General features: G+C 68.4%; 19 protein-coding genes and 6 pseudogenes. 10 read left to right on the plus strand and 15 right to left on the minus strand.

Annotated elements, in window-relative coordinates; translation table 11 throughout:
- Nucleotides 1-69: 69 nt before the first annotated feature.
- The 4 genes from AB5J56_RS01470 to AB5J56_RS01485 all read right to left on the minus strand — a co-directional run bounded on the left by AB5J56_RS01470 (nt 70) and on the right by AB5J56_RS01485 (nt 3495).
- Complete coding sequence (locus AB5J56_RS01470; RefSeq protein ID WP_369229212.1) at nt 70-816, minus strand: hypothetical protein; 747 nt, start codon at nt 814-816, stop codon at nt 70-72.
- Nucleotides 817-830: 14 nt separating this feature from the next.
- Nucleotides 831-962 carry a hypothetical protein gene (locus AB5J56_RS01475; RefSeq protein ID WP_369229214.1) on the minus strand — a complete coding sequence of 44 codons (132 nt, stop codon included), beginning with the start codon at nt 960-962 and terminating at the stop codon, nt 831-833.
- A 53-nt stretch (nt 963-1015) separates the two neighbouring features.
- The gene (locus tag AB5J56_RS01480; RefSeq protein ID WP_369229216.1) at nt 1016-1801 is read right to left on the minus strand and encodes a hypothetical protein; all 786 of its coding nucleotides are present in this window, start codon (nt 1799-1801) and stop codon (nt 1016-1018) included.
- A gap of 107 nt (nt 1802-1908) precedes the next feature.
- The gene (locus AB5J56_RS01485; RefSeq protein WP_369229218.1) at nt 1909-3495 is read right to left on the minus strand and encodes a hypothetical protein; all 1587 of its coding nucleotides are present in this window, start codon (nt 3493-3495) and stop codon (nt 1909-1911) included.
- A 160-nt stretch (nt 3496-3655) separates the two neighbouring features.
- Between AB5J56_RS01485 and AB5J56_RS01490 the strand changes: the two genes are divergently transcribed.
- The gene (locus AB5J56_RS01490; protein ID WP_327425921.1) at nt 3656-3826 is read left to right on the plus strand and encodes an Imm53 family immunity protein; all 171 of its coding nucleotides are present in this window, start codon (nt 3656-3658) and stop codon (nt 3824-3826) included.
- Between the two features lie 7 nt (nt 3827-3833).
- Here the strand turns inward: AB5J56_RS01490 and AB5J56_RS01495 are convergent.
- Nucleotides 3834-4483: pseudogene (locus AB5J56_RS01495) on the minus strand (transposase); the annotation flags it as partial.
- Nucleotides 4484-5195: 712 nt separating this feature from the next.
- Here AB5J56_RS01495 and AB5J56_RS01500 point away from each other — a divergent pair.
- On the plus strand, nt 5196-5402 hold the full coding sequence (locus AB5J56_RS01500) for a hypothetical protein (RefSeq protein WP_369229221.1): 207 nt from the start codon (nt 5196-5198) through the stop codon (nt 5400-5402).
- Complete coding sequence (locus AB5J56_RS01505) at nt 5399-5782, plus strand: hypothetical protein (protein ID WP_369229223.1); 384 nt, start codon at nt 5399-5401, stop codon at nt 5780-5782. Before AB5J56_RS01500 ends, AB5J56_RS01505 begins: the two co-directional genes overlap by 4 nt.
- A 66-nt stretch (nt 5783-5848) precedes the next feature.
- On the opposite strand, the gene AB5J56_RS01510 is transcribed toward AB5J56_RS01505, so the two are convergent.
- Entirely contained in the window at nt 5849-6310 is a 462-nt protein-coding gene (locus tag AB5J56_RS01510) for a S8 family serine peptidase (RefSeq protein WP_369229225.1), read from the minus strand.
- A gap of 6 nt (nt 6311-6316) precedes the next feature.
- The gene (locus AB5J56_RS01515; RefSeq protein ID WP_369229227.1) at nt 6317-6742 is read right to left on the minus strand and encodes a hypothetical protein; all 426 of its coding nucleotides are present in this window, start codon (nt 6740-6742) and stop codon (nt 6317-6319) included.
- A 466-nt stretch (nt 6743-7208) separates the two neighbouring features.
- On the opposite strand from AB5J56_RS01515, the pseudogene AB5J56_RS01520 reads away from it, so the two are divergent.
- Nucleotides 7209-7747 (plus strand): annotated as a pseudogene (locus AB5J56_RS01520) (alpha/beta fold hydrolase); the annotation flags it as partial.
- Between the two features lie 18 nt (nt 7748-7765).
- On the opposite strand, the gene AB5J56_RS01525 reads toward AB5J56_RS01520, so the two are convergent.
- Nucleotides 7766-10561, minus strand: coding sequence for a hypothetical protein (locus tag AB5J56_RS01525; protein WP_369229229.1), 2796 nt, complete (start codon nt 10559-10561; stop codon nt 7766-7768).
- A 187-nt stretch (nt 10562-10748) separates the two neighbouring features.
- On the minus strand, nt 10749-11144 hold the full coding sequence (locus AB5J56_RS01530; RefSeq protein WP_369229231.1) for a VOC family protein: 396 nt from the start codon (nt 11142-11144) through the stop codon (nt 10749-10751).
- Here AB5J56_RS01530 and AB5J56_RS01535 point away from each other — a divergent pair.
- From AB5J56_RS01535 to AB5J56_RS01550, 4 genes and pseudogenes are all read left to right on the plus strand, one after another.
- A pseudogene (locus AB5J56_RS01535) lies at nt 11094-11318 on the plus strand (transposase); the annotation flags it as partial. The gene AB5J56_RS01530 and the pseudogene AB5J56_RS01535 overlap by 51 nt on opposite strands.
- 249 nt (nt 11319-11567) lie before the next feature.
- Nucleotides 11568-12665 (plus strand): hypothetical protein, encoded by a 1098-nt coding sequence (locus AB5J56_RS01540; protein WP_369229232.1) that lies wholly within the window; start codon nt 11568-11570, stop codon nt 12663-12665.
- A gap of 4 nt (nt 12666-12669) precedes the next feature.
- The gene (locus AB5J56_RS01545) at nt 12670-13332 is read left to right on the plus strand and encodes a hypothetical protein (RefSeq protein ID WP_369229234.1); all 663 of its coding nucleotides are present in this window, start codon (nt 12670-12672) and stop codon (nt 13330-13332) included.
- Nucleotides 13333-13542: 210 nt separating this feature from the next.
- Nucleotides 13543-13686 (plus strand): annotated as a pseudogene (locus tag AB5J56_RS01550) (IS5/IS1182 family transposase); the annotation flags it as partial.
- Between the two features lie 76 nt (nt 13687-13762).
- Here AB5J56_RS01550 and AB5J56_RS01555 read toward each other — a convergent pair.
- Nucleotides 13763-13959, minus strand: a pseudogene (locus tag AB5J56_RS01555) (alpha/beta fold hydrolase); the annotation flags it as partial.
- Between the two features lie 29 nt (nt 13960-13988).
- Nucleotides 13989-14690: an SDR family oxidoreductase gene (locus AB5J56_RS01560; protein WP_369229236.1), complete on the minus strand. Its 702-nt coding sequence runs from the start codon at nt 14688-14690 to the stop codon at nt 13989-13991.
- Nucleotides 14691-15260: 570 nt separating this feature from the next.
- Between AB5J56_RS01560 and AB5J56_RS01565 the strand changes: the two genes are divergently transcribed.
- Nucleotides 15261-15755, plus strand: coding sequence for a TetR/AcrR family transcriptional regulator (locus AB5J56_RS01565; RefSeq protein WP_369229238.1), 495 nt, complete (start codon nt 15261-15263; stop codon nt 15753-15755).
- An 87-nt stretch (nt 15756-15842) separates the two neighbouring features.
- Here the strand turns inward: AB5J56_RS01565 and AB5J56_RS01570 are convergent, their stop codons facing one another.
- Entirely contained in the window at nt 15843-16412 is a 570-nt protein-coding gene (locus tag AB5J56_RS01570; RefSeq protein WP_369229240.1) for a TetR/AcrR family transcriptional regulator, read from the minus strand.
- A gap of 232 nt (nt 16413-16644) precedes the next feature.
- Nucleotides 16645-17943, minus strand: a complete 1299-nt coding sequence (locus AB5J56_RS01575; RefSeq protein ID WP_369229242.1) for an SNG1 family protein — start codon at nt 17941-17943, stop codon at nt 16645-16647.
- A gap of 511 nt (nt 17944-18454) precedes the next feature.
- On the opposite strand from AB5J56_RS01575, the pseudogene AB5J56_RS01580 reads away from it, so the two are divergent.
- A pseudogene (locus AB5J56_RS01580) lies at nt 18455-18579 on the plus strand (transposase); the annotation flags it as partial.
- A 56-nt stretch (nt 18580-18635) separates the two neighbouring features.
- On the opposite strand, the gene lipB reads toward AB5J56_RS01580, so the two are convergent.
- Together lipB and AB5J56_RS01590 are read right to left on the minus strand one after the other, a co-directional pair.
- Complete coding sequence (lipB, locus tag AB5J56_RS01585; RefSeq protein WP_369229244.1) at nt 18636-19289, minus strand: lipoyl(octanoyl) transferase LipB; 654 nt, start codon at nt 19287-19289, stop codon at nt 18636-18638.
- Nucleotides 19290-19468: 179 nt separating this feature from the next.
- Complete coding sequence (locus AB5J56_RS01590; RefSeq protein ID WP_369229245.1) at nt 19469-19912, minus strand: hypothetical protein; 444 nt, start codon at nt 19910-19912, stop codon at nt 19469-19471.
- Between the last annotated feature and the right edge of the window lie 367 nt (nt 19913-20279).

Consider the following 20279-nt stretch of genomic DNA (forward strand, 5'->3'; position numbering starts at 1 on the left):
CCGCACGATGGGAGGAGGCGGAACTCGCCGACGCGGAAACTCTCGCCACCGGGACCAGAACCGGTCGGCCTACGGAAACCAAGCCCTGTCTCTCCGATCAGGAGGTGAGAGGAGCAGCAGGGTCCACGGCTGGGTCGGTGCGGGGTGCGAGTACATGTGCGGCGCGGTCTGGGAATGTGTGCAGGTGCGCCACTTGTCGCGACACCCCCCGCACAGTTCGACGCCGCCGAACTGTCCGGCTGCTTCGGCTCCGTGGGAGGTGCGGTGGCGGCAGTGGGGGCACTTGTCCTGGTCGGGGCGGTTGAGTAGCTGGGCCATGCCGGGGAACAGGACGCGGTCCTCCTGGGCCAGGGCGGCTGCGTAGCGTTCCTTGTCCGCGGGTGGGGCGGCGTGGGCGTCGATGCGGTACCAGAGTTTGGTGTTGTGCCGTGCTTGGGTGACCACGTCGGTGGTTTCCGGTTTGCCGACGATGAGGCCGTCTTCTACGAAGCGGTAGCGGCGCATCATCTGGTGGATCGGTCCGCCGACGAAGCGGGCGAAGTTGACGGCGCAGCGCCCCCGGGTGGTGCGGGCCCAGCGAGCGTCCAGGTTCCACAACGCTTCGCGGTAGGAGCGGTAGGCGTTCTCGCGGAGTTCGGCGCCGGCGTAGGCGTAGGCGTAGGTGTTGTGGATCTCGCCTTCGGCGCGGTGTTTGTGGAAGGCGACGGCGTCGTAGAGGACTTCGCCGATCTCGGTGAGCAGGCGGTTCTCGTCCTCGGTGAGATGGGCGTCGTCGTCGTTGCAGGCGATGGCGGCGGCGACGTAGAAGCGGAACATGCCGTCGCAGTCCCTCAGGCGGCCTGGGGGAAGTGGGCGAGTGCGTCGACGTAGCGGCGCATGAGTTCGGTGTCGCGTCGCCCGGTCGACTTCTCGGTCATCATCAGCAGGGGCGTCCGGTACTCGCGGGCCATGGGCTCGCGCACGTGGCCCACGACGGCTTCGCGCTGGCGCGCGTGTTGGCGTAGCTCCCGGCCGCTCAGCTCTTAGGGGTGAGGTCGAAGGCGGGGTAGGACGGCGTGGACAGCCCGAAGCCGGACGATGGGTAGCTGGACGGTGCGGGGGATGCCGTGGGGATGCCGTTGTCGTCGCAGAGCTGGGGCGCGGACGGCGCGAACACGTGGTAATCGACCACGCGCTTGGTCGGGAAGGTGACGTCGTCGCCGACGATCGTGTTGCCCGTGCTGATCTTGGTCGGCAGTTCGCGGCTCTTGAGCGGTGCGCCGACGTAGATCGCCTCCAGGAAGCCGTCGCAGGGGCTGGCCTTGGCCGAGGCGAAGCCCTTCGGCGGCTTCACGTCGTGGACCTTGCGGCCGTCGATGTGCAGTTCGGTGCGCTTGAGGGACTGCAGGGCGTAGTCATAGTTCACCTCCCTCGAAAGCGGGTCGGCGGCCGAAGTGGCGCTGGACGGCCGGTAGTTGACGCGCCAGTACTGGACCTGGACGGTCACCCGGTCGCACAGGGGCCCGTCGAAGCCGGGCATGGACTTGGGGAACCGGACCTCTCCCGGGCCCAGGGCGGGCGTGCCGACCTGCCCCCAGTCGACCCAGTCCACCGCCTTCGCCGTACTCCACTTCGCGTTCGGATGGCAGCCGGCCGCGTTCGTGGGGTAAATGTCCGACGGTTTGACCGCAGGGGTGGGCGAGGCCGTCGAAGGGGTGGTGGCCGGGGCCGCCGCGGTCGTCGTCGCGGAGGGGCTGGAAGCGGCGTCGTCACCGCCCCCGCCGGAACAGCCGGCGGCCGCCAGCACCGCCGCAACGATCATGGCCGCACGAACCCGTCTGTGCGCAGTGGTCATCCCGCTTTCCCCCCGTCCACCCGATGGACAATCATGCTCCCAGGTGAAGTTGCCCGCCGGCCATGACGGAAAACTCACGTTTCGCGGGGTTCGAAGCGGGCGGCGGAGAGCGCTAGGGCCATACCACCAGCCAGCAGCAGCGCGCCGGCCGCCCAGGCGATCCAGCCGCCGCCGAATCCGGTGTCGGCCAGCGGTCCGGACCCTGCGGAAGGGCCGCCCGAAACGGAGCCGGACGCTCCGGCCGCGCCGCCGGAGCCGGACCCGCCGGGCGTACCGCCGCCCCCGGACGCGCCGGCCGTGCCGCCGCCCGAGGAGCCGCCCTGCGCCAGCCGCAGGGTCAGCGCCGCGCTGTCGTTGGAGGCGTCGGGGTCGAGCCCCTTCATGACCTCCAGCGTGCGGACCTGGCCCGTGGAGACGGCCGGGGTACGGGGGCCGACAGCGACGGTGAACGACAGGACGTGTCTGTCCCCCGGGGCGGGGTCGCCGAAGTAGCACTGGTAGGAGGACCGGCCCATCCGGGGGCCGGGGTCCGACCCGTCGTCCGTGGGCGGCGGCTGGCAGTTGTCCGGGATCTTCGTGGCCTTCGTGCCCGGCGGCAGCTTGACGAGGACCGGGAGGAAGGCGTCGTCGTCGAGGAGGTCCTCCACCACCGCCGGCCCCCAGTCGATCACCGTGGCGTGCAGCGTGGCGTGACCGCCGCGCCGCCCGGTGACGGTGTCCCCGGTGACGGCGAAGTCGGCGTGGTTGACGCTGTTGACGTAGGTGGTGAAGTACGGGTCGATGTTCCCGTCGGACGGCATCGCGCCCCTCGGGACCAGGGTCAGCGGGGTCCCGGGGCCGTTCGCCGGGGCGGCGCTGGTCAGCGGGGTGAATTCGTAGAAGATCTTGTCGCGCAGGGCTTCGTCGCCGACCTTGACGCGCAGCGGCGACGACAACGCGTACCGCTGGCCGGGCTCCACAGGGGTGGGGAAGTCGCACAGGGTCTCGCGCACGATGTGCCCCCCGCGGTCGCTCGCGGGCACGTCGCGGCAGTTGGCCCAGGAGCCCTGGAGGTGCAGCCCGGCGGTGGTGTCGATCCGCAGCTCCACCCCCTTGGCCGCCGGGAGTTGGCCGTTGTTCCACACGTCGAGCGGGAAGGTCAGCGTGTCGCCCGGCACCTGGTGCAGCTGCTCGGCGGACGCGCTCACCTTCAGCTGCGTCGCGCCGTTGGTCAGGGTGAGGTGGTCGCCGGTGACGGTGGCGTCCGACGCCGTGCCGGAGACGGTCACGGTGCCGCTGCTGCCGACGGCCGCACCGGGCTTCGGAGCCAGCGTGATGGCGTGGAAGTCCGAGGTGGCGGACGCCAGGTCCAGCGTGCAGAGGTTGCCCTTGCAGTGCTCCGACGGTGCCGGCTCGGCGAAGTCGGCCACTCCGGACAGGTCGACGGTCAGGTGGACGTGGTGTGCCGTGCCCCCGCCGGCCACCTTCCACCGGTAGGACAGGTCCACGCTCGCCGGCTCCGTCCCGATGAAGAGCTCGTGCTCGGCGAACTGGACCGTCATCGCTCGTGCGGCGTCCGCCGTGTCGGCGCGGGCCGGACCCGTGCCGAACACCCCCGCCACCAGCGCCACCGCGCCCGCCGCCGCCGTCGCGACCGCGCGTACGCGTGATCGTCTTGCCATCCGACCGAAACCTTCCCCGCGCGCCGGGAGGGTCCCGGCCCGCTGTGCTTCACAGGTGTGACCCGCGAGGTGCGGAAATGGTTGCGGCCAGCCGGGCTCAGGTGTCCGCGCTGCCGAGCACGATGTGACGTGGTCTAGGAGGCCGGCCACGGATGATCACATGACGGACCGGGAGTACCCCCGGCAGCGGGTCACTCGGGGTGAGCACGACTGGGTGATGGCCTGGACGTCCGAGAGGACCTTTCACATTGCGTGTGGGCCAGGCAACCTGACCGAGGCGCTCTCGATGTTCCGTACCTGGGCGTCTGAAGACGTCGCGGGAGTACTCTGACCGGATCTCACACCGCGAGCGCGGGTCTGCCGCCCCAGCGGATGCTTTTCTCGCTGCGGATCCGTGCGCGCTCCCGGCGCTGGGCGGCCAACACGTCGGGGTGGCGGGCGTTGGCGTTGCGCCAGCGCAGGTAGGCGTGCAGGGCCCGGGTCTGCACCGTGTGGTTGGGGTGGTGGGAGTTGGCAATGGTGAACTGCCGCAGCGGTCCGGAGTCCGCCTCGATCGGGTTGGCCCACGAGCCGCAGGTCGGCGTGAAGCACAACTCGACCTTGCTCTTCTTCGCGCAGCGGCGTATGTCTGCGCCCTTGTGGGCGGACAAGTTGTCCATGATCACGTAGATGGGTGCGCCGTCGGGCCGGGCGGCGCGGATCGACTTCAGCGCGGCCAGGGTGTTCGCGGCACCTTTCCTGCGGTGGTTGACGCCCCACAGGCGGTCGTCGCCGACCGAGTAACAGCCGTGGAAGTAGCGCACTCCGTGGGTACGGTGGTAGGTGGCCGGCAACCGGTCCGGGCGCTGCTGCCTGGCCCAACCCGAGCCTGCAGTGGGCCGGACCCGAGCGGGCCGAATTCACCGAAGGCGAAGACCCGCTCCGGGAAGTGGTCCAGCACCTCTTCGATGCGGCCCAGTTTCGCCTCGCGTTCGGGGGCGGGGGACTCCATTGGCGAGCGTGCGGCGCAGCACGGAGTGCGCGTAGCGCTGCACGCTGGGCTGCGTGAGGACGTCGGACCAGGTCTCCAGGAGCTGGGTAAAAACCAGCTCCACCGTCTCAACTGCGGCCGCACGCTCCCCGAGGTGCAGGTACGCGTACCGGAGGTAGGCGCGGTGGAAACGCTGGTAGAAGGCCTGAAAATCCAGCGGCGGGTCCGTTACCGGACGGGCCATCGGGCCTCCTCCGCGCTCCTACTGGTGGCCGTTGGCGTAGTGGTCCCACGGCGCGCACGGGCGATTTCGGCCGCTCCGACGCGGACTCCGGCACCCAGCAGCCGCCGTCCGAACACTGCGATGTCCCGGCCGAAGACACGCGCCGCGACTGCCGCTGACGTCATGTCGCCCAATCCCCAATCCACCACGGCTCCCCTATCGAGTTGACGCCGGACGAAGCCCGACGCGTGATCACTGTATGAAGTCCTTCCATCGCACAGAGCCCTCGAACGTTCAGCCGCTCCACAAGACTTTTCAGCGAACAGGCGCACGCCTGTTCTCGTGCGCCCCCCACGTCAACAAGGCACTGCACCGCCTCGCGCCGACGGGAACGACGCCGGCCTCCCTTCATCGGCCCACCCTCACGGGCAGGCGGCGCGGCGGGCTCCCCGCCGCCGGGACTATGAACGGTACCCAAACCGGTACCAGTACGGGTACCTTGGGGGTATGCCAGCACTCAACGTTGAATTCAGCGCGGCCGAGATGGACCGGCTGCGCGAGCGGGCCACCCTCGCCGGCAAGAGCCTCAAGCAGCACGTGCACGACGTCACCGTCGAGGAGGCCGACCGGATCGCCTTCGTGGAGGGCGCCGTCGCCGAGGCCGAGCGCATCCTGCCCGGCGTCACCGACCGCTTCCCCGCCGGCCTGCGATGAGCCCGATCATCCGCGTCGACACCGGCTGGGTCCTGCAGATCCAGTCGGCGCTCGCCCCCCTCAACGTCCCCATCGCCGACTGGGGCGCCCTCGGCTTCATGGCCGACCGCCACAAGTTCGAACGCGAACGCGGCGCCCTCTACTACGAGGAGCCGTCCGCCCGCGCGGCCACCTTCCTGCACACCGCCCTGCTGCTGCGCCCCTTCGCCGACTACAACCTCGTCATCGGCTGGGGCTGCACCCACCAGTACATGACCGTCTCCGGGCAGCCCGTCCGAGCCAAGGACGAAGACCTCTACACGCTGGCCGGCTCCGTCCGAGCCCAGGAAGCCGACCTGCGCGACATCGCGCAGCACCTCGAATCCTGGACCACCGCCTGAGCGCACCACCGTGTCGTCAGAAGCGAACCCGTCGGGGCTCCTGATGCTTGGCGCGCGTCCCAGTGGCTACTTGGTGAGGGCGGGGATGCGCAGGAACTGGTTCGGGGTGTGCCCGGGGGCGTCGCTGATCTTGTTGCGGACGCTGAGCCTCAGGATCTCGTCTGTGAGTGCGGCGGGGGTGGTGTGGGTGAGGTCGCGCTGGAGGGACAGGAGGTAGGCGGCAACTCCCGCACCGTGGGCTGCTGCGGCGGCGGTGCCGGACAGGGTGTGGGTGTCGGTGGTGCTGCCCCGCCAGGTGGACAGGGTGCCCTTGCCGGGGGCGAAGATGTCGACGCAGGCGCCCCAGTTGGAAGGCCATGAGCGTTCGTCGTTGGTGTTGCCGCCCCCCACCGTCAGTACCCGTTTTGTGCTGAAAGGCGATGCGTCGCAGGCGTCCTGGTCTTCGTCACCTGCACCGGCGACAACGAAGACTCCCTGTTTAGCGGCGGCGTCGACCGCTCGGTCGAGGGCGCGGCTGTAATCGAGCACGGGTGGTCAGCTGCGCTGGGCGTTACTGAGCCGGTCGACCTGCTTCTTGATGAGGCGGAGGGGGAACTGCGCCTTCCGGCCCACGTTCAGCTCCTCGAAGCTCGCCGTGATGGTGCCGGTCCGGACGAAGACATGGTGCTCGTCCCGCAGTCCGCCTCCGTCTCCGTCCGGCAGTGGCGAGGTCACGTGAAAACTGAGGGCCTCGTCCCCTACCGCGGGGGCCTGCTCCACCGTGACCTTGGCCTTGAACTTCCCGACCCAGCCAACCCCGGTGAAGGACTTGCAGGTCCTGAGCGAGTCCTGCAGCTGCCGAAATGCGTCCTGCGCCTTCGTGCCCTGGTAGGAAGCAAGTGTGGAGCTGCCTCCGTAGATGTTCTTCTTCCAGTTGAACGTCTGGAACACGTACGCGGACGCGGTCTGCGCACCGAGCACGTCGAGGCCCCTCTGGCAGGAGGCGTCGGAGACGGGCGGAAATGTCTTTTGCCCACTCTTCGGAACAGCATCCTGCAGCGGGACGCTGTGGGCCTGCGGCACCTCGCCGTCCTTGAAGGCGAGAGCCTTCAACTGCCCTGCGGTCAGCGGGGGTCTGGAGGTTCTCGAAGGTGCTGCCGTCGTCGCAGACGCCGTTGAGCGGTTCGCGTCCGCGGTTGAACAGCCGGAGATGACGAGTGCTCCAGCAGCCATCGCCGTGCTTGCCGATATCCACCGCTTCGTGAGCGCAGCCATTTATGCCCCCTGGGTTCGTTTGTGAAAGACAGACAGACGCTAGCCGCAGCAACCGTCGGCAAGCGGGCGGGGCTCCCCTCGAGGGCCAAACCGATCTTGAGTAGCCCCCTGAACATCCAGTGGTGCACATGGCGTTGGCGGACCAAGGAAAGACTCTCCGCAGCCTGGAGGCGCCCACGTGGTCGGCGCCTCGATGGGCGGAATGATCGCCCAGACGATGGCCATCACCCGCCCCGAGCGGGTACTGACCTTGACGTCGATGATGTCCTCGACCGGCGAGAGCGAATACGGCCGGCCCAGCCCACAGGCCCAGGCCGCGCTGTTCAGTCCGAAGCCCTCAGACCGCGAGGGGTACATCGCGGCGGCGGAGCAGAATCTGCTGTGGTCCTCCAAGCGATACGGTGACGCCGCACAGTTGCGTGAACTGGCCGCCGCCAGCTGTGACCGCGCCTACTACCCCGCCGGGATCGGCCGGCAGCTCGGCGCGATGGTCCTCAGCGGTTCACGCGCGGACGCGCTCCGCGAACTGCGGGTGCCGACGCTGGTGATCCACGGCCTGGACGACACGCTGACCGACCCCAGCGGCGGCAGACGCACCGCGTACCTCGTGCCCGGAGCCCCGAACTCCTGCTCGTCCCCGACATGGGCCACGACCGCCCGCGCGAACTCTGGCCCACGCTCATCGACGCCCTGGCGGCCCACACAGGCTGAGCATGAAAGCGCCGCCGACTACAGATCCAGGTGGATGTGCGAATTGTGGATGGCGTTGAAGCGGAGCTTGGCGCTGCCCGCGTTCCCCCACGCACCGGCGGGGAGCGCGAGGGTGAGATTGCCGGGATTCGTGTAGGAGCCTGTGGTGAGCAGAGCCCGGGCCCAGCCCTGGGTGAGGGCGGGGCTGCCGGGCGTCGTGGCGTCGCTGCCGATGGCGTAGTAGATCCGCTGGACTGAGACCTCGGCGATCAGGCTGTCGAAGCGGGTCCGGGTGACGGAAGCCCAGGTATTGACGTGGGTCCGCGCCTGGAGGTCGCCGGCGAGGGCGCGTTCGACGTGTGCCTGCAGCTGCATGTAGTTGATGAGCCCGCTCACCCCGCCGCCGGGGAATGTGTAGACGTGGAACATGTCGACCTGTGTGCCCCGGTCGTGTTCCTGGTGCCCGATGTTCCGTGCGTGTTCCCCCGAGATGTCATCGATGGCAGTGATCAGAGCACGGTGAGTGTCCAGCCAGGTGTACGTGCTCTCCGCTGCCCACGTGTCGCCGCCCGGGTCGCGAGCACCGTAGCGGGCGAATCCGCCGGGCATGTGCCACAGCGCGAAGGACTCCGGCGAGTCCTTCGGCTCGGATTTCACCTCGGTGCTCGGGTCCGTTCGGCCTGTCAGGGTGAACCGGTAGTGGATTCGGTCGGCCGGAGGCGGTGTGGACGGCACTGTGGACGTGCCGCCGTCGAAGGTCACCACGACGCGCATGGTGGTCTCGTCGATCTGCTGCACGCGCGGGGTGCCGGGCGCCTCGTCGTTGACCACCGTCTGCAGCACTGCCCCTGCCTGGGACACCAGTTCCGCCGTGACCTTCGTGATCTCGACCTCGTCGGGCTTGCTGAATTCGAGGTCGAAGGAGCGTTGGAACGTATTGCTTTCTCCAGCGGGTGGCACGCTGTAGCGGTCGGAGGCGCCGACCGTCGGTGTGACCACATCGCGTGTGACGCGATTGATCGTGATGGTGGGCTCGGCGCCGAGTACGGCGACGACGTCGGTGGGCAGAGCCGCGTCACCGATGTTGGTGGTCGTGGCCATGACCGACAGGCTGATGTCCGCGGTCGCCGCCAGAGCCGTGGTGTCGATCTTCTCCTGAATGACTCCGGTGTCCCCGAACGGTGTCCACGAAGGCGCCCCGTACAACTGGGAGTTGACGGTCCGGCTCATCGAGAACAGCATCGCTCCGTTCGTGTCCCGGACCTGCACGCCCCAGGTGTCGTTGTAGCGACTCTGCTGCATGACCCAGTCCGGGTACTCGGCGGTGGAGACCAGATAGCGCAGGACGACGGCCTTGGTGCCCTGCGGCACCTGGAGTGTGTCGATGCTGGTGATGGGCGCGTTCTTTGCACCGCCGGCCACGTTCACCGTCGCGGTGGCAGTGGCGGCACTTGCTCCGTCCGTGAGGATCTTCACGAGGGACGAGTCCGGCCGGCCCCCTTCCGCTTCCCTCCGTCCCTGCGGCTCATCGTGCGCAGACGTTGCGGGGCGCCGGGCCGAGACGGTGGTCGCGGGACCGACCTCCCAGAGAACGACCCCGTTCGCCAGGTCCACGAGGCCGAGGAGCCGGACCAGCAGCCGCAGATCCTGGTCCACGGCGACAAGAGCCTGCGCGACGTACGTCAGGCCCGCGTACTCGACGGTCGCCTCCACTTCCAGCATGTTTCCCGGAACATCGCTCAACTCGCAGGCCCCGAGGGCGTCCGAGATGCACAGGGCCGGCGCACCGTTGCTGGACCGCACCTTGATCTCCACGCCGCTCACCGGCAGTTGCGGTTGCGACGGCGGAGCCTCCAGTTGGATCTGGACGTGGTACACACCAGGGACGAACACGACAGTGCCCTCGTAGCTGAACCCTTGCTGATCCGCGGCGCTCACCCGCAAGCGGCTCTCGCTGGGGAGACCGACGACCTCAGCGATCATCGCCGCGGCGTCCACCGCCGCGACAGCGCCTTCCGGGGTGGCGCTGAAGAGGCTGGTCAGATCCTCCGTCTGCGAGGCGCCGAAGCGTAGTTCGACCTCGTAGAGCGAGGTGATCGGCACCATCAGTCCTGCGCGGAGAAACCTCAGCGTGACCGTGGGAGTGTCGAGAGGGAGGGCGCCGTTGACCAGCTCGGCCAACGCGAGGTCGACCGGCTCGATGATCTCCCCCGAGAACAGGACGACGGTCACCTCGGCCGTGGTGCCGGGCTCGACGGTGACCAGCTGCTCACCGGCCGCCATGGACGGGATCACCGCCGTGATCAGATGCTGCGCGACCGGTGGGGACAGGGTCAGGGATCCGTCGGCGCCCGTGGCGCCGGCATCGACGCCGTCGAGGCGGATGAGGACGCCCGCCCCGGCCGACGGCCCGGCGCCGCCCGCTCCGTCGTCGAGCACGGCGCGTACCACCAGTTCCGCTTCCTGCTGCTGCGGTGGAGACGACGTCTCGACGACCGGCGGGACACCGGCCTCGCTCCGATAGCCCCAGATCCAGACCGTGACGCTCGTCGGCGCGTCGGCAGTCGCGAGAGCACTGAGACCGAGCACGACTCCCGGAACCTCATACACCTGGTTCACGGTCGACCCGGCCACCAGCGTAATGCGGTCCAACAACCCGGGGACGCCCTCTCCCTCCAGATGGCTGAGCGACAGTACGACGTTGCCGACGGCGTCATACGGGCAGTAGGCGAGTACGCGTAATCGCTCGTACGGCGCGGCTCGCACCTGGCCCAGGAAGTCGCCTTCTGGTGACGTGACTTCTTGCTGCGCATAGAAGACGAGTTCGTTCGGCATGACGCACCCTCCCCGCCCGCGACGACCGCCTGGCGGTGACCTGCGCCCCAGGTGCCGGTGGGCTGCTTCATACCGCATCCGCCGCACGCCAGGTAGCCCGTTCACACCGCGCGGCCGCGGGCCGCGTAGACGTTCCCTGTACGCGTGTACGCCCGCAGTCACCCCACGCCTGGTTCGGCGCGGCCGTTCAGGCCAGTTGCTGGGCCAGTCCGACGATGATGCCCGCCGGGCCGCGGAGGTAGCAGAGCAGGTAGCTGTCCTCGAACCGGGCGATCTCGCCGACGAGTTCGGCGCCGTGAGGGCGCAGGCGGGCAACGGTGTCCTCGAGGTCGTCGACGGCGAACATGACGCGGTGCGTGCCCAGAATGTTGTGCGGCCGGTTGCGCGGCCCGGCGCTGATCACCGCGGGGCTGCGGTACTTCGCCAGCTCCAGCCGGCTGTGCCCGTCCGGGGTCTTGACCATCGCGATGTCGCAGTGGACGCCGTCGAGGCCGGTGCACTGGTCGGCGATGAGGCCCTGGACCTCCGCCCTGACCTTGAAATCGTGCGCCGCGATCCGAGCACCCGCGGCTTCACCGTGCAACCACACAGGTGGGCGGTCGAGAGAACACTCGGCTGGCTCATGCATCACCGCCGCCTGGCCCGCGACTACGAAGCCCTCCCGGCTCGCTCTGCCGCCATGATCTACCTTGCGATGATCGCCCTGATGGCCCGCCGACTCACCGGAGAATCCACGCCGACCTGGCGAGGGCTCTAATACCTCATCAAAAGCCGTGTATCGGGATGAAACATGGAGAGAGAACGCCCTCTCACAAGCGCTGCACCTCTCCCCACCGCGACGACGAGCGAAGCCCGGCGCGGCGTAGGAGAATGGCGTGAGAGGGCGAAAACCTGATGAGGCCAAGGGGCACGCGTCGCCCTTCACCCCCGCGTCGCAATGCACCCTCCTTGGTCGATCCTCCTTGTCCCACCGCTCATGTCGTCTGCCGCCGGATTCGTCTGCCGAATGCTGACCGCCGTGCTTGTGAGCATCGCGATCGGGTGGGCTCCGACGGCGTTCTCGGCGCCGAGGGCGACCGGAGAGCTGTCCATTGCTCTCAGCCCCTCCACAGGGCCTCCGGGGACCACTGTTCAGGTCACCTTCGCAGGCTGCACCTCCACCAAACTCGGCACACACATAGTCACCGACATCTACTGGGACGGTGGCAACGTCGGCGGATTCTCCACAGAAACCCAGGCCGATGCCGAATTCGACGTGCCGGCGAAGGCAGACGCGGGCTCTCATACGGTGACGGCGGTCTGCGACAACGGGGTCAGCGGCAAGGCGCCGTTCACGGTCACCTCGACTGACAGCGGGGACGGAAGCGGACCAACCACACCCCCACCTGGGGACGGACACGGAACGACACCCCCACCCGCTCCCACCATCACGGTGGACCCCTCTGAAGCCGAGCCCGGCACGACGATAAGCGTCGATGGCTCCGGATTCGACGACTGCTACACGGACGACACACCCGGCTCGGTCGATGTCTCCGTCGACGACACCTCCGTCTCCACGAAAGACATCGATCCCGAAACAGGCGGCTTCGATGTCGAAATCGACGTCGGTTCCACCGCCACAGCAGGCACCCACACGGTGACTGCAACATGCAACGACCCGAGCACCATCTACGCCGACACCACATTTTCCGTGACCGACACGACGACGAACGGAACCGACACCGGAGGCAATAACACAGGCGGCACCAATGACAGCGGCGGGACCAATGGCGGAGACACCGGCGGGACCGGAGGCGGGAACACCGGTGGTACCAACGCGGGAACCACCGGCGGCGGAACCCACGGCGGAGACACCTCGACGCCCGTCGGATGGGTGGTCGGACCTTCCCTGTTCGGGGCACTGCTGCTCCTGGGAGCACTGATCCCCCTGATCAACCACCGGCAGCGCGGACCGCGCTGGGTACGCAACCACATCCGAACGTCGCTGCGCATCCCGCCCGGGACAGCCGACCTGCGCGAGCAGCACGACAGCGGATCGGTCAACCGCACGGTTCGGCTCGAACCCCACATGGATCCAGGTGACCAGAGCCTCGAAGGAGGGTGAAGCCATGACCACGACACAGTGGCCCGAGCCCCTGACGGTCCGCGCCTTCCTGCTCGGTCACGAGGGCCCCGACGCCGCCGAGACGCTCCTCGGCCCGCTCCACGACGGCGGGACGGCCCGAACACTCCTCGACGGAACACGTCCCCTGCCGGCCGCGGCGGATCGAGCTGTCGAGCACCAACTGGCGAGTGCCATCGATTCCTTCCTCGGTCTGGAATTCTTCGACGTGACAGCGATCGGATGGCGAAAGCACCCCGCCCTCAAGGCCGCCGCACGCCGCACCCGCGCCGCGCCGGGCAGCGAGGAAGTGGTCGCCCTCGCCACTCACCAGGTCACCTCCAGCCACAGCCCCTATGTCGACGTGTTCCTCGACGGCGCCAGGATCGGCACCCTTGACGTGAGACTCATCCTGATCTTCCGGATCGGCGGGCTCGTCGCCATCGTCCGCAACGCCCACCTGGTCTCCATACGCAGCGGGCATTGCGCACTGGAGGCGCGTCTCGCCCTCCGGCGGATCGTGTTGGCGCAACGACAAGGCAAGCTGGATCTTCCCGGCATCTGGCACATGCACGACCCGATCCCGCTCCTCCATGACGAGCCACCGCCACCGCCTCCTCCCCCACCGCCCTACCAGCCACCGCAGCCTCCGCCCTACGCCCCGCGTTGAACACGGCCCCGACCAGCCGGTGGCGCAGCCGGGGCTCCACGCCTGCAACGCCTGCCATGACCGCATCCATGAAGCGCAGACGGCCAGATCACTCACGCCGTAATCACGGGAGAGCCGGATGACCGGGAAACCGTCATGTCCGGTTCGGCGGGAGGCCGCGCGGAACAGGACCTGCTCCGGCAGACACCTCGCCGCGCGGCCGACCCAACCGGCTGGCTCATGCATCACCGCCGCCTGGCCCGCGACTACGAAGCCCTCCCGGCTCGCTCTGCCGCCATGATCTACCTTGCGATGATCGCCCTGATGGCCCGCCGACTCACCAGAGAATCCACCCCGACCTGGCGAGGGCTCTAATACCTCATCAAAAGCCGTGCATCGGGATGAAACATCGGGAGAAAACGCCCTCTCAGACCAGCCGGGAGAGCGGGTAACTCCCGGCGTAGCCGCGCCGGCCGGGGGCGACGACCCGGTACCCGGCCGCCGCCAGCGCCCCGAACTGGTAACGCCAGGAGCACCAGCTCTCCGGCCAGCCGTGCGGCAGCAGGATCAGCGGCCCTGCCCCTGTTCGGCGATGTGCTGCCGGACCCGGTTCACATCGACGAAGCGGTGCGTGGGCGAGCTGTCCACACGGGGCTCCTTGGAAAGCGCGGGTGGTGTCACTTCTTCAGTTGGGCGTACATGGCTTCCAGGTCGGCAGACAGCTGGGACTTGACCCAGCGGGTGGTGTCGTCTGCCAGCACCTCGTGCGCTCCCGCCTCGATGCCGTCGAGTGCGGCCACGGCGATGTCGCGGGGGTCGGCCTTGGGCGCGTCGACACCCGACGTCATGTCGGTGTCCACGTAGGCCATGTGGAGCCCGGTCACCGCGATGCCGCGCGGCTGCAACTCCAGGCGCAGGGAGTTGGTCTGCGACCACAGAGCGGCCTTGGAGGCGCCGTAGGGCGTGCCGTCGGCCAGCCAGGACAGAGCGGAGTGGGCGTTGAGGATGTGGCCCCCGCCGTTGCGCTCGATGACCGGCACGAAGGCCCGGGTGACCAGCAGCGGCCCGTAGAAGTTGGTCTCCAGATCCCGACGCACGTCCTCCATCGGGGAGTTGAGGTACGAAGCGCGGACGGAGGCCCCGGCGTTATTGATCAGAATGGTGACGTCCTGGGCCTGCTCGGCGGCCGCCGCCACAGATGCCGGGTCAGTGGCCTCGAGCGCCAGCGGAACGGCATCGGGGTGAGTCACCGTGCGCGGGTCACGGGCCGTGGCGTAGACCTTGCCGGCCCCGCGCGCATAGAGCTCCTCGACCAGCATCTTGCCGATGCCACGGCTGCCTCCGGTGACGAAGACGCTGGCGCCCTTGATTGTTGTCATGACTACCTCCACGAAGATGAAAACCGATCGGTTTCCATCACCGTAAACCGATCGGTTTCGTCATGCAAGTCGGTTGAGCACCGGGTGACTACGGCACGCGGGGTCGAGATGGAGTCGGACGGCGCTCAGGCTTCAGGGGGCTGGCTGGCCTCGTGTCCATCGACGAAGTCCGTACTCGCCAGGCGCAGGCCGGCGAAGCCGCGAGCCCGCCGCCAGTGATCGACGTGGCCTGGCTGGACCTCAGGCGGAGTTCAGCGGAGTGGCGTGCCGTACGCCCAGTCCGCGGGGGGCGACGCACGGCCCCGCACAGACGGGTCACGCACCCTGCATGAGCTGGAGCCCATGTAGCAGAGTCACGGGATGATCCGGCTCCTGATCCCGCCTTGTGTCGCCTCCGCCGCCGACGCGACACCGCGCCGGGCACCGAGCGCCACGCCCAACGCAAAGGAGACCCGGCCGCCGGTGCGTTGGGAGGGAACGGATGAGGCCGGTGGGTGACGATCAATCGCACGACGTGGCGGCTCGACGGACGTAGTGCTGAGGATCACCCGGTGCGAGATCGAGTCGTCCATGTCCGCCGTGCGGATCTCCTGCTTCTTACAGGATCGAAACGGGACCTCCACCGAGGCGACTGCCAAACGCGTCGGCGTCACGCAGCCGTACCTCTTCCGGCTCTTCCCGGGCAAGAAGGCGATCTTCGTCGCCGCGTTGGTGCGGAGTGTGGAATACACCCGCCTGGCTTTCGAGCGGGCGGAGGGCGGGGCGGAGGGCGGCGAGCAGACCCTGCGTGCCATGACGGACGCGTACGCGCGGCTGATCTCGACGCGCCCCGAAACGCTCCTGATGCAGATGCAGGGATACGCCGCGGTCGCGGCCGCTGAGGCGGAGGGCGATGACCAGACGGGCGAGCTCGTCCGGGCCGGCTGGATGAGACTGCGGGAAACCGTGCACCTGGCGTTGGGTGCCGACGTCCGCGAGACCACAAGCTTCTTTGCCTGCGGCATGCTCGGCAACACGCTGACGGCCATCGGGCTTTCCTCCGATCACCGGGAGGCAGGGGCGTGAGGCCGTGGGCGCTGCTCCGGCTGCCGGAGACTGGCATCAACCCCAAAGAGAGCTTCGGTCACCGAGCCTGGTCGAACCCGGGGCGCGTCAGCGCATGTCTGCCGCGTCGAGCAGGGTGACCACGGTGGGTGCGACGAGCCCCGTCAGGTTGTCGGCCCGGATTCCCGCGCGGGCGCTGGCGCCGTCGAAGACCAGGATGAGCTGCCGGGCCAGCAGGTCGGGGTTGCTCGCCCCACCCTGTTCGGCCTCGGAACGGAAAAAGGCCGTCAGGTTCGCTTTGATCTGGTGGGCCACCCGGCTCGCGGGGTGGGTCTGGTCCTTGAGCTCGACCTGCACAGCCAGGTACCGGCAGCCTTGGAAGTCGGGCGCACCCGCCTGCGACTCCACCCGCTCGAAGACGTACAGGATCCGCTCGCGGGGGGAACGGTCATCATCCGCCGGGGGCAGGAGGCTCGCCCCGAAGGCGGCGGCACGCTCCTCCAGGCTCGCCGCCAGCAGTTCATCCTTGCTCTCGAACAGCTGGTACATGGAGCGCTTCGACACCCCCGCCGCCTTGCACAGCGCCTCGACGCCGATGCCGACGCCGTCGCGGTAGGTGAGCGTGGCTGCCGCCTCCAGCAGCCGCTCCCGGGGGCTCTGCTTCACTTTGGTGGTCATACCGCGAGGTTAACTCGAATCGGACAAAAAAGAAACCGATCGGTTTCCGTGGGGTGTTGGGGAGACGCCCCGCCGCCGCGCGGCGGCCTGAAGGCCGCTCAGAGGCTCGGCGACGATCTCGGGAGAGACCGTCGCCGAGCCCTGATGGTGCACGCGCCTCTCGTCCCCACAGGGGGCGACGCACACCGGGGCCACTCCGAGTAACGGCCCCGTCTTGGGTGAGCCGCCTCCGCTACGCCGGGGCAGCGGCCTTCTCGGGCTCCGTCTCGGCAGGGATGCGGTGCAGCCCCTTGCGGTCGTACCAGCTGGTCATGCCGAAGCCGAAGAGGGCGGCTGCCACGAGGCCGACGGCCATCATGACCCAGCCCCGGGTCAGGCCGGCGTCGGCCTGGGCGTCGTAGTAGAGGATCGAGCGGATGCCGCCTGTGATCTGCCGCAGCGGTTCGAACTCCGCCAGGAAGCGGTAGAAGCCGGGCAGCGCCTGAAGCGGCGTGGTGGCGTTGGCCGTCGGCACCGCCATCCCGATGAAGACCAGCGTGACCACCAGCATGCCGGGCGTGCCGAAGACGGCGAGCAGGGTCAGCGCACCGATCCCGGAGACCGCGATGGCGCACACCGAATAGAGCCACAGCAGTGGCAGATGGGCGGCGTGCATTCCCATGAGGCCGACCGCGCCCGCCATGACCAGGCTCCCCATCAGCAGGGACAGCCCGGCCATGAGAGTGCTGCTGATGGCGAGGGTCTGCACCCGGGTCGCCCGGATGAGCGGGCGATGCAGGCGCAGCGGGCCCATGTCGTTGTGGGTGTAGCCGAGGGCGTGGTCCACCTGGCCGCTGATGACGTTGGCGGAGAGCATGCCGCAGACCACGAGGACGAGGGCGTAGTAGAACGCCGTCAGGCCCAGGCCGCTGTGCGAGTCGAGGGGATGGCCGTCCTCGACGGTGACGGCGGCCGGGTCGGCGAGCAGGACGCGTGCCGCGGCGGGCAGCTTCGCCTCCCCCGTTCCGCCCTGGGACGTGAGCTCCTTGCCCACCTGGAGCGAGGCGCTTTCGGCCGCCTGCGTCGTCGCAGTCCGGGCCAGACTGGAGCCCACGCTGCCGGCGGACTGGTTGGTCAGCACCGCCAGTGTCGGACGGGTCGGGGTCCCGGTGGTCGCGGCGCTGGTGAGTGCGGTGGTGGCGGAGGTGAAGTCGGCGGGGACGACGAGCGCGCCGTACAGCTTGCCCTTGCCGAGTTCCTTCTTCATCTCCTTCTCGCCCATTACCTTCCAGTCGATCTTGTCCCCGCTCGCGGTGGACTTCTTGATCGACTCGGTGATCCCAGCCCCGAGGTTGACCTGCTTGCCGCCGAGAGCGGACCCCTTGTCGGCGTTGACCAGTCCGACGGGCAGATTCTTCATGTGATCGACGGGATCGATGTTGGCCCCGACGTAGAACACGGTGAACAGCAGCGCGAGAACGCCTGTGATGACGCCGTTGGCGATCCACAGGGGTTTCGCACGCAGGACGCGGAACGGGTGAATCCCACTCATGACTTACTCCGGTCTCGGACAACACACTCATATCCGGAGAAGGGCGGACAGCTTCATTGCGGTCCGGCGACCCTCGGAACGTTCAATCTCGGCACACACGGCCGTCGACGCGGAACCGGAGATGCAGCACCCCGCCGGGACTCCGACTGATAAAACCGGTCGGTTTCAAGCTCATCGTAAACCGATCAGTTTACAAATTCCAAGTCGAGGCGCTGGCCCATATCCCGAGCAGCGCCAGGAAGCCGCGTGCCGCGCCGCCAGCCCTGCCATCGGGTGACTTCGAGCCGCGAGTGGAGCGGCTCGCTTCAGGTCACGCAAGTCCACCAGGTCCGTCTCGCCGAACACGGCCATCGGGGCGGCCCCGCCCAGCAGTCGCCGTTACCGGCTCCCGGCGACCTGCCAGCTCCAGATGATGGCCTCGATCCGCCTGGGCCCGGATGAAGCCGAACCGTGCTCTACCCGCTCGATCGACACCGACAGGCAGTAGCAGTTGATCGAGCCGTTCCTGCCGATGGGCGAGCACGGTCCGTACCCTGAACGGCTGCGTGAGCAGTTCGAGGGGGAATCTGGCGGTTCCGCACCAGCAGTCAATGGCGGGAAATGCCGGGCCGGTTCGGCCGATGGCCGACGGTCTACCGGGAGGCGGGGACTGGAAGGTGAGCGGCGGCCACCGCGCAAGCGCCTGCCCCGGCTCAGAAGGGTGTGCGCGTTCGCGCCAGCTCGGCTGCTACGGCGTCGGCTACGGCATCCCTCACCTGCGCCTCTGTGGGCATGGGCCGGCCGAGTTCGGCAGCGAGTTGAGCCAACGAGGTCATCCGGACACCGGGCAGGGCGCAGGCCGTGAACGTGGTGTAGACGTCGAGGTCCGGGTCTATGTTGAGCGCGAATCCGTGGCTGGTGACGCCGCCGCTGATGCGCATCCCGATTGAGGCGATTTTGCGGTGTCCGGGGGTCCACACGCCGACCAGGCTCTCGGCGCCTCGGGGTGTGTCCCGGCGTATCGCGTCGAACCCAAGTGATCCCAGCGCACGGATCAGGGCGTGTTCGATCCGTCGTATCAAGCCGCGCGGTCCTAGCTCGCGTACGTTCAGCACGAGATACCCGATCAGCTGCCCTGGCCCGTGATAGGTGGCGTGACCTCCCCGGTCGACTTCGACCAGGCTGATCGGTGAAGCCGGTTCTGGCAGTTGGTCGGCCGGTGTTCGCGCCGTGTAAGTGATCACGGGAGGGTGGGTGAGCAGAAACAGCCGATCTCCAGTACGCCCCTGCTTTCGCTCGGCTACCCAACCGGCCATGTCGGCCTGCGCCACCTCATACGGCACCTCACCCAGATCGACTCGTTCCATCTCCCCTGGCTGCATTGCCTCTCCCGTGTCTTCGAGGCGACGTCGCCTCGAGCCGCGCCTGCAAACTCCTGGACTGGTGTCGCCGATGAGCAAACTGTGCATCGTTTAGGCTCGGCGTGCAGTCAGGTCAGGTGTCATCACCCATAGCCGCGACCACCTAAAGCTGCTTGTGGCTGGCTTCAGCGTGGCGTTCCGTACCCGTGGATCCCCGGGATGGAGAGTTTTCCGCCTGTCTGTCCGGCCTGGTCAATGTCGGCGTCGTCCAGGCCGAGTTGGAGCTTCAGGTTGAGCTTCCCGACCGTGTCGTAGAGCCACTCCGGAATGGTGTCCGGGGTGAGGTGCAGGCGGAGGACGGGCGGTACGGGAACGCCTTCGACTCCGGAGAGGGTGCCCGTCAGGCTTTCGACGTACATGGTGATGCCGTCGCCTCGCAGCGTGGACGTCGAGCCGGGCGCCCCGTCGATGTGCTGGATCTGCGGGCCGACGGGCACCGCCATCTTCAGGTCACGGATCGTGACGCTCCCCGCGGAGAACTTGAGCACCCGCTTGGGCCCGGCGGCCGTGTCCACGGTCACCACGCCGCCGAAGACGAGGTCATGCAGTTCGAGGCGGCTCCCCTTCATGTTCCATGCCTCGGCGGAGAATCGGCCGGCCTCATGTTCCTCGGGGGCCTTGAGATCACTGATGTCGCAGGTTCGGGAGGTTCCCCTGGTGGGCTCCGGTCGGGGCGACGGCTCGACGGCCCGGTGGCTGGGAGCAGGTGATACAGGTGTGGTGGACGGCCGGGGCTCGGGCGGTGCTCCGGACTCTGGCCTCGAAGTTGCCGATCTTGGTGATGGGCTCGCGTGGAGTGAGGGGCTCGCGTCGGGTGACGGGCTTTGCTGCTCGGCGTCATCGCGGAAGAGGGGATCGAGGATGTCCGCGAGGCTCGTTGTGGCGGAGGTTGCGCTGGGCGAGGGGGTGGGAGCGGCGGTCGGTGCTGGGGTCGGG

This window comes from Streptomyces sp. R21 (genome assembly GCF_041051975.1).
In the GTDB taxonomy this organism is placed as follows: Bacteria; Actinomycetota; Actinomycetes; order Streptomycetales; family Streptomycetaceae; genus Streptomyces.

Coding starts and splice junctions, on each gene's coding strand:
- AB5J56_RS01540 (WP_369229232.1), top strand. CDS start 11,568: ATGCTGACCGCCGTGCTTGTGAGCATCGCGATCGGGTGGGCTCCGACG.
- AB5J56_RS01590 (WP_369229245.1), bottom strand. CDS start 19,912: ATGAAGGGGAGCCGCCTCGAACTGCATGACCTCGTCTTCGGCGGCGTG.
- AB5J56_RS01570 (WP_369229240.1), bottom strand. CDS start 16,412: ATGACCACCAAAGTGAAGCAGAGCCCCCGGGAGCGGCTGCTGGAGGCG.
- AB5J56_RS01565 (WP_369229238.1), top strand. CDS start 15,261: ATGTCCGCCGTGCGGATCTCCTGCTTCTTACAGGATCGAAACGGGACC.
- AB5J56_RS01525 (WP_369229229.1), bottom strand. CDS start 10,561: ATGCCGAACGAACTCGTCTTCTATGCGCAGCAAGAAGTCACGTCACCA.
- AB5J56_RS01480 (WP_369229216.1), bottom strand. CDS start 1,801: ATGATCGTTGCGGCGGTGCTGGCGGCCGCCGGCTGTTCCGGCGGGGGC.
- AB5J56_RS01575 (WP_369229242.1), bottom strand. CDS start 17,943: ATGAGTGGGATTCACCCGTTCCGCGTCCTGCGTGCGAAACCCCTGTGG.
- lipB (WP_369229244.1), bottom strand. CDS start 19,289: ATGGAACGAGTCGATCTGGGTGAGGTGCCGTATGAGGTGGCGCAGGCC.
- AB5J56_RS01505 (WP_369229223.1), top strand. CDS start 5,399: ATGAGCCCGATCATCCGCGTCGACACCGGCTGGGTCCTGCAGATCCAG.
- AB5J56_RS01470 (WP_369229212.1), bottom strand. CDS start 816: ATGTTCCGCTTCTACGTCGCCGCCGCCATCGCCTGCAACGACGACGAC.
- AB5J56_RS01490 (WP_327425921.1), top strand. CDS start 3,656: ATGACGGACCGGGAGTACCCCCGGCAGCGGGTCACTCGGGGTGAGCAC.
- AB5J56_RS01485 (WP_369229218.1), bottom strand. CDS start 3,495: ATGGCAAGACGATCACGCGTACGCGCGGTCGCGACGGCGGCGGCGGGC.
- AB5J56_RS01560 (WP_369229236.1), bottom strand. CDS start 14,690: ATGACAACAATCAAGGGCGCCAGCGTCTTCGTCACCGGAGGCAGCCGT.
- AB5J56_RS01545 (WP_369229234.1), top strand. CDS start 12,670: ATGACCACGACACAGTGGCCCGAGCCCCTGACGGTCCGCGCCTTCCTG.
- AB5J56_RS01500 (WP_369229221.1), top strand. CDS start 5,196: ATGCCAGCACTCAACGTTGAATTCAGCGCGGCCGAGATGGACCGGCTG.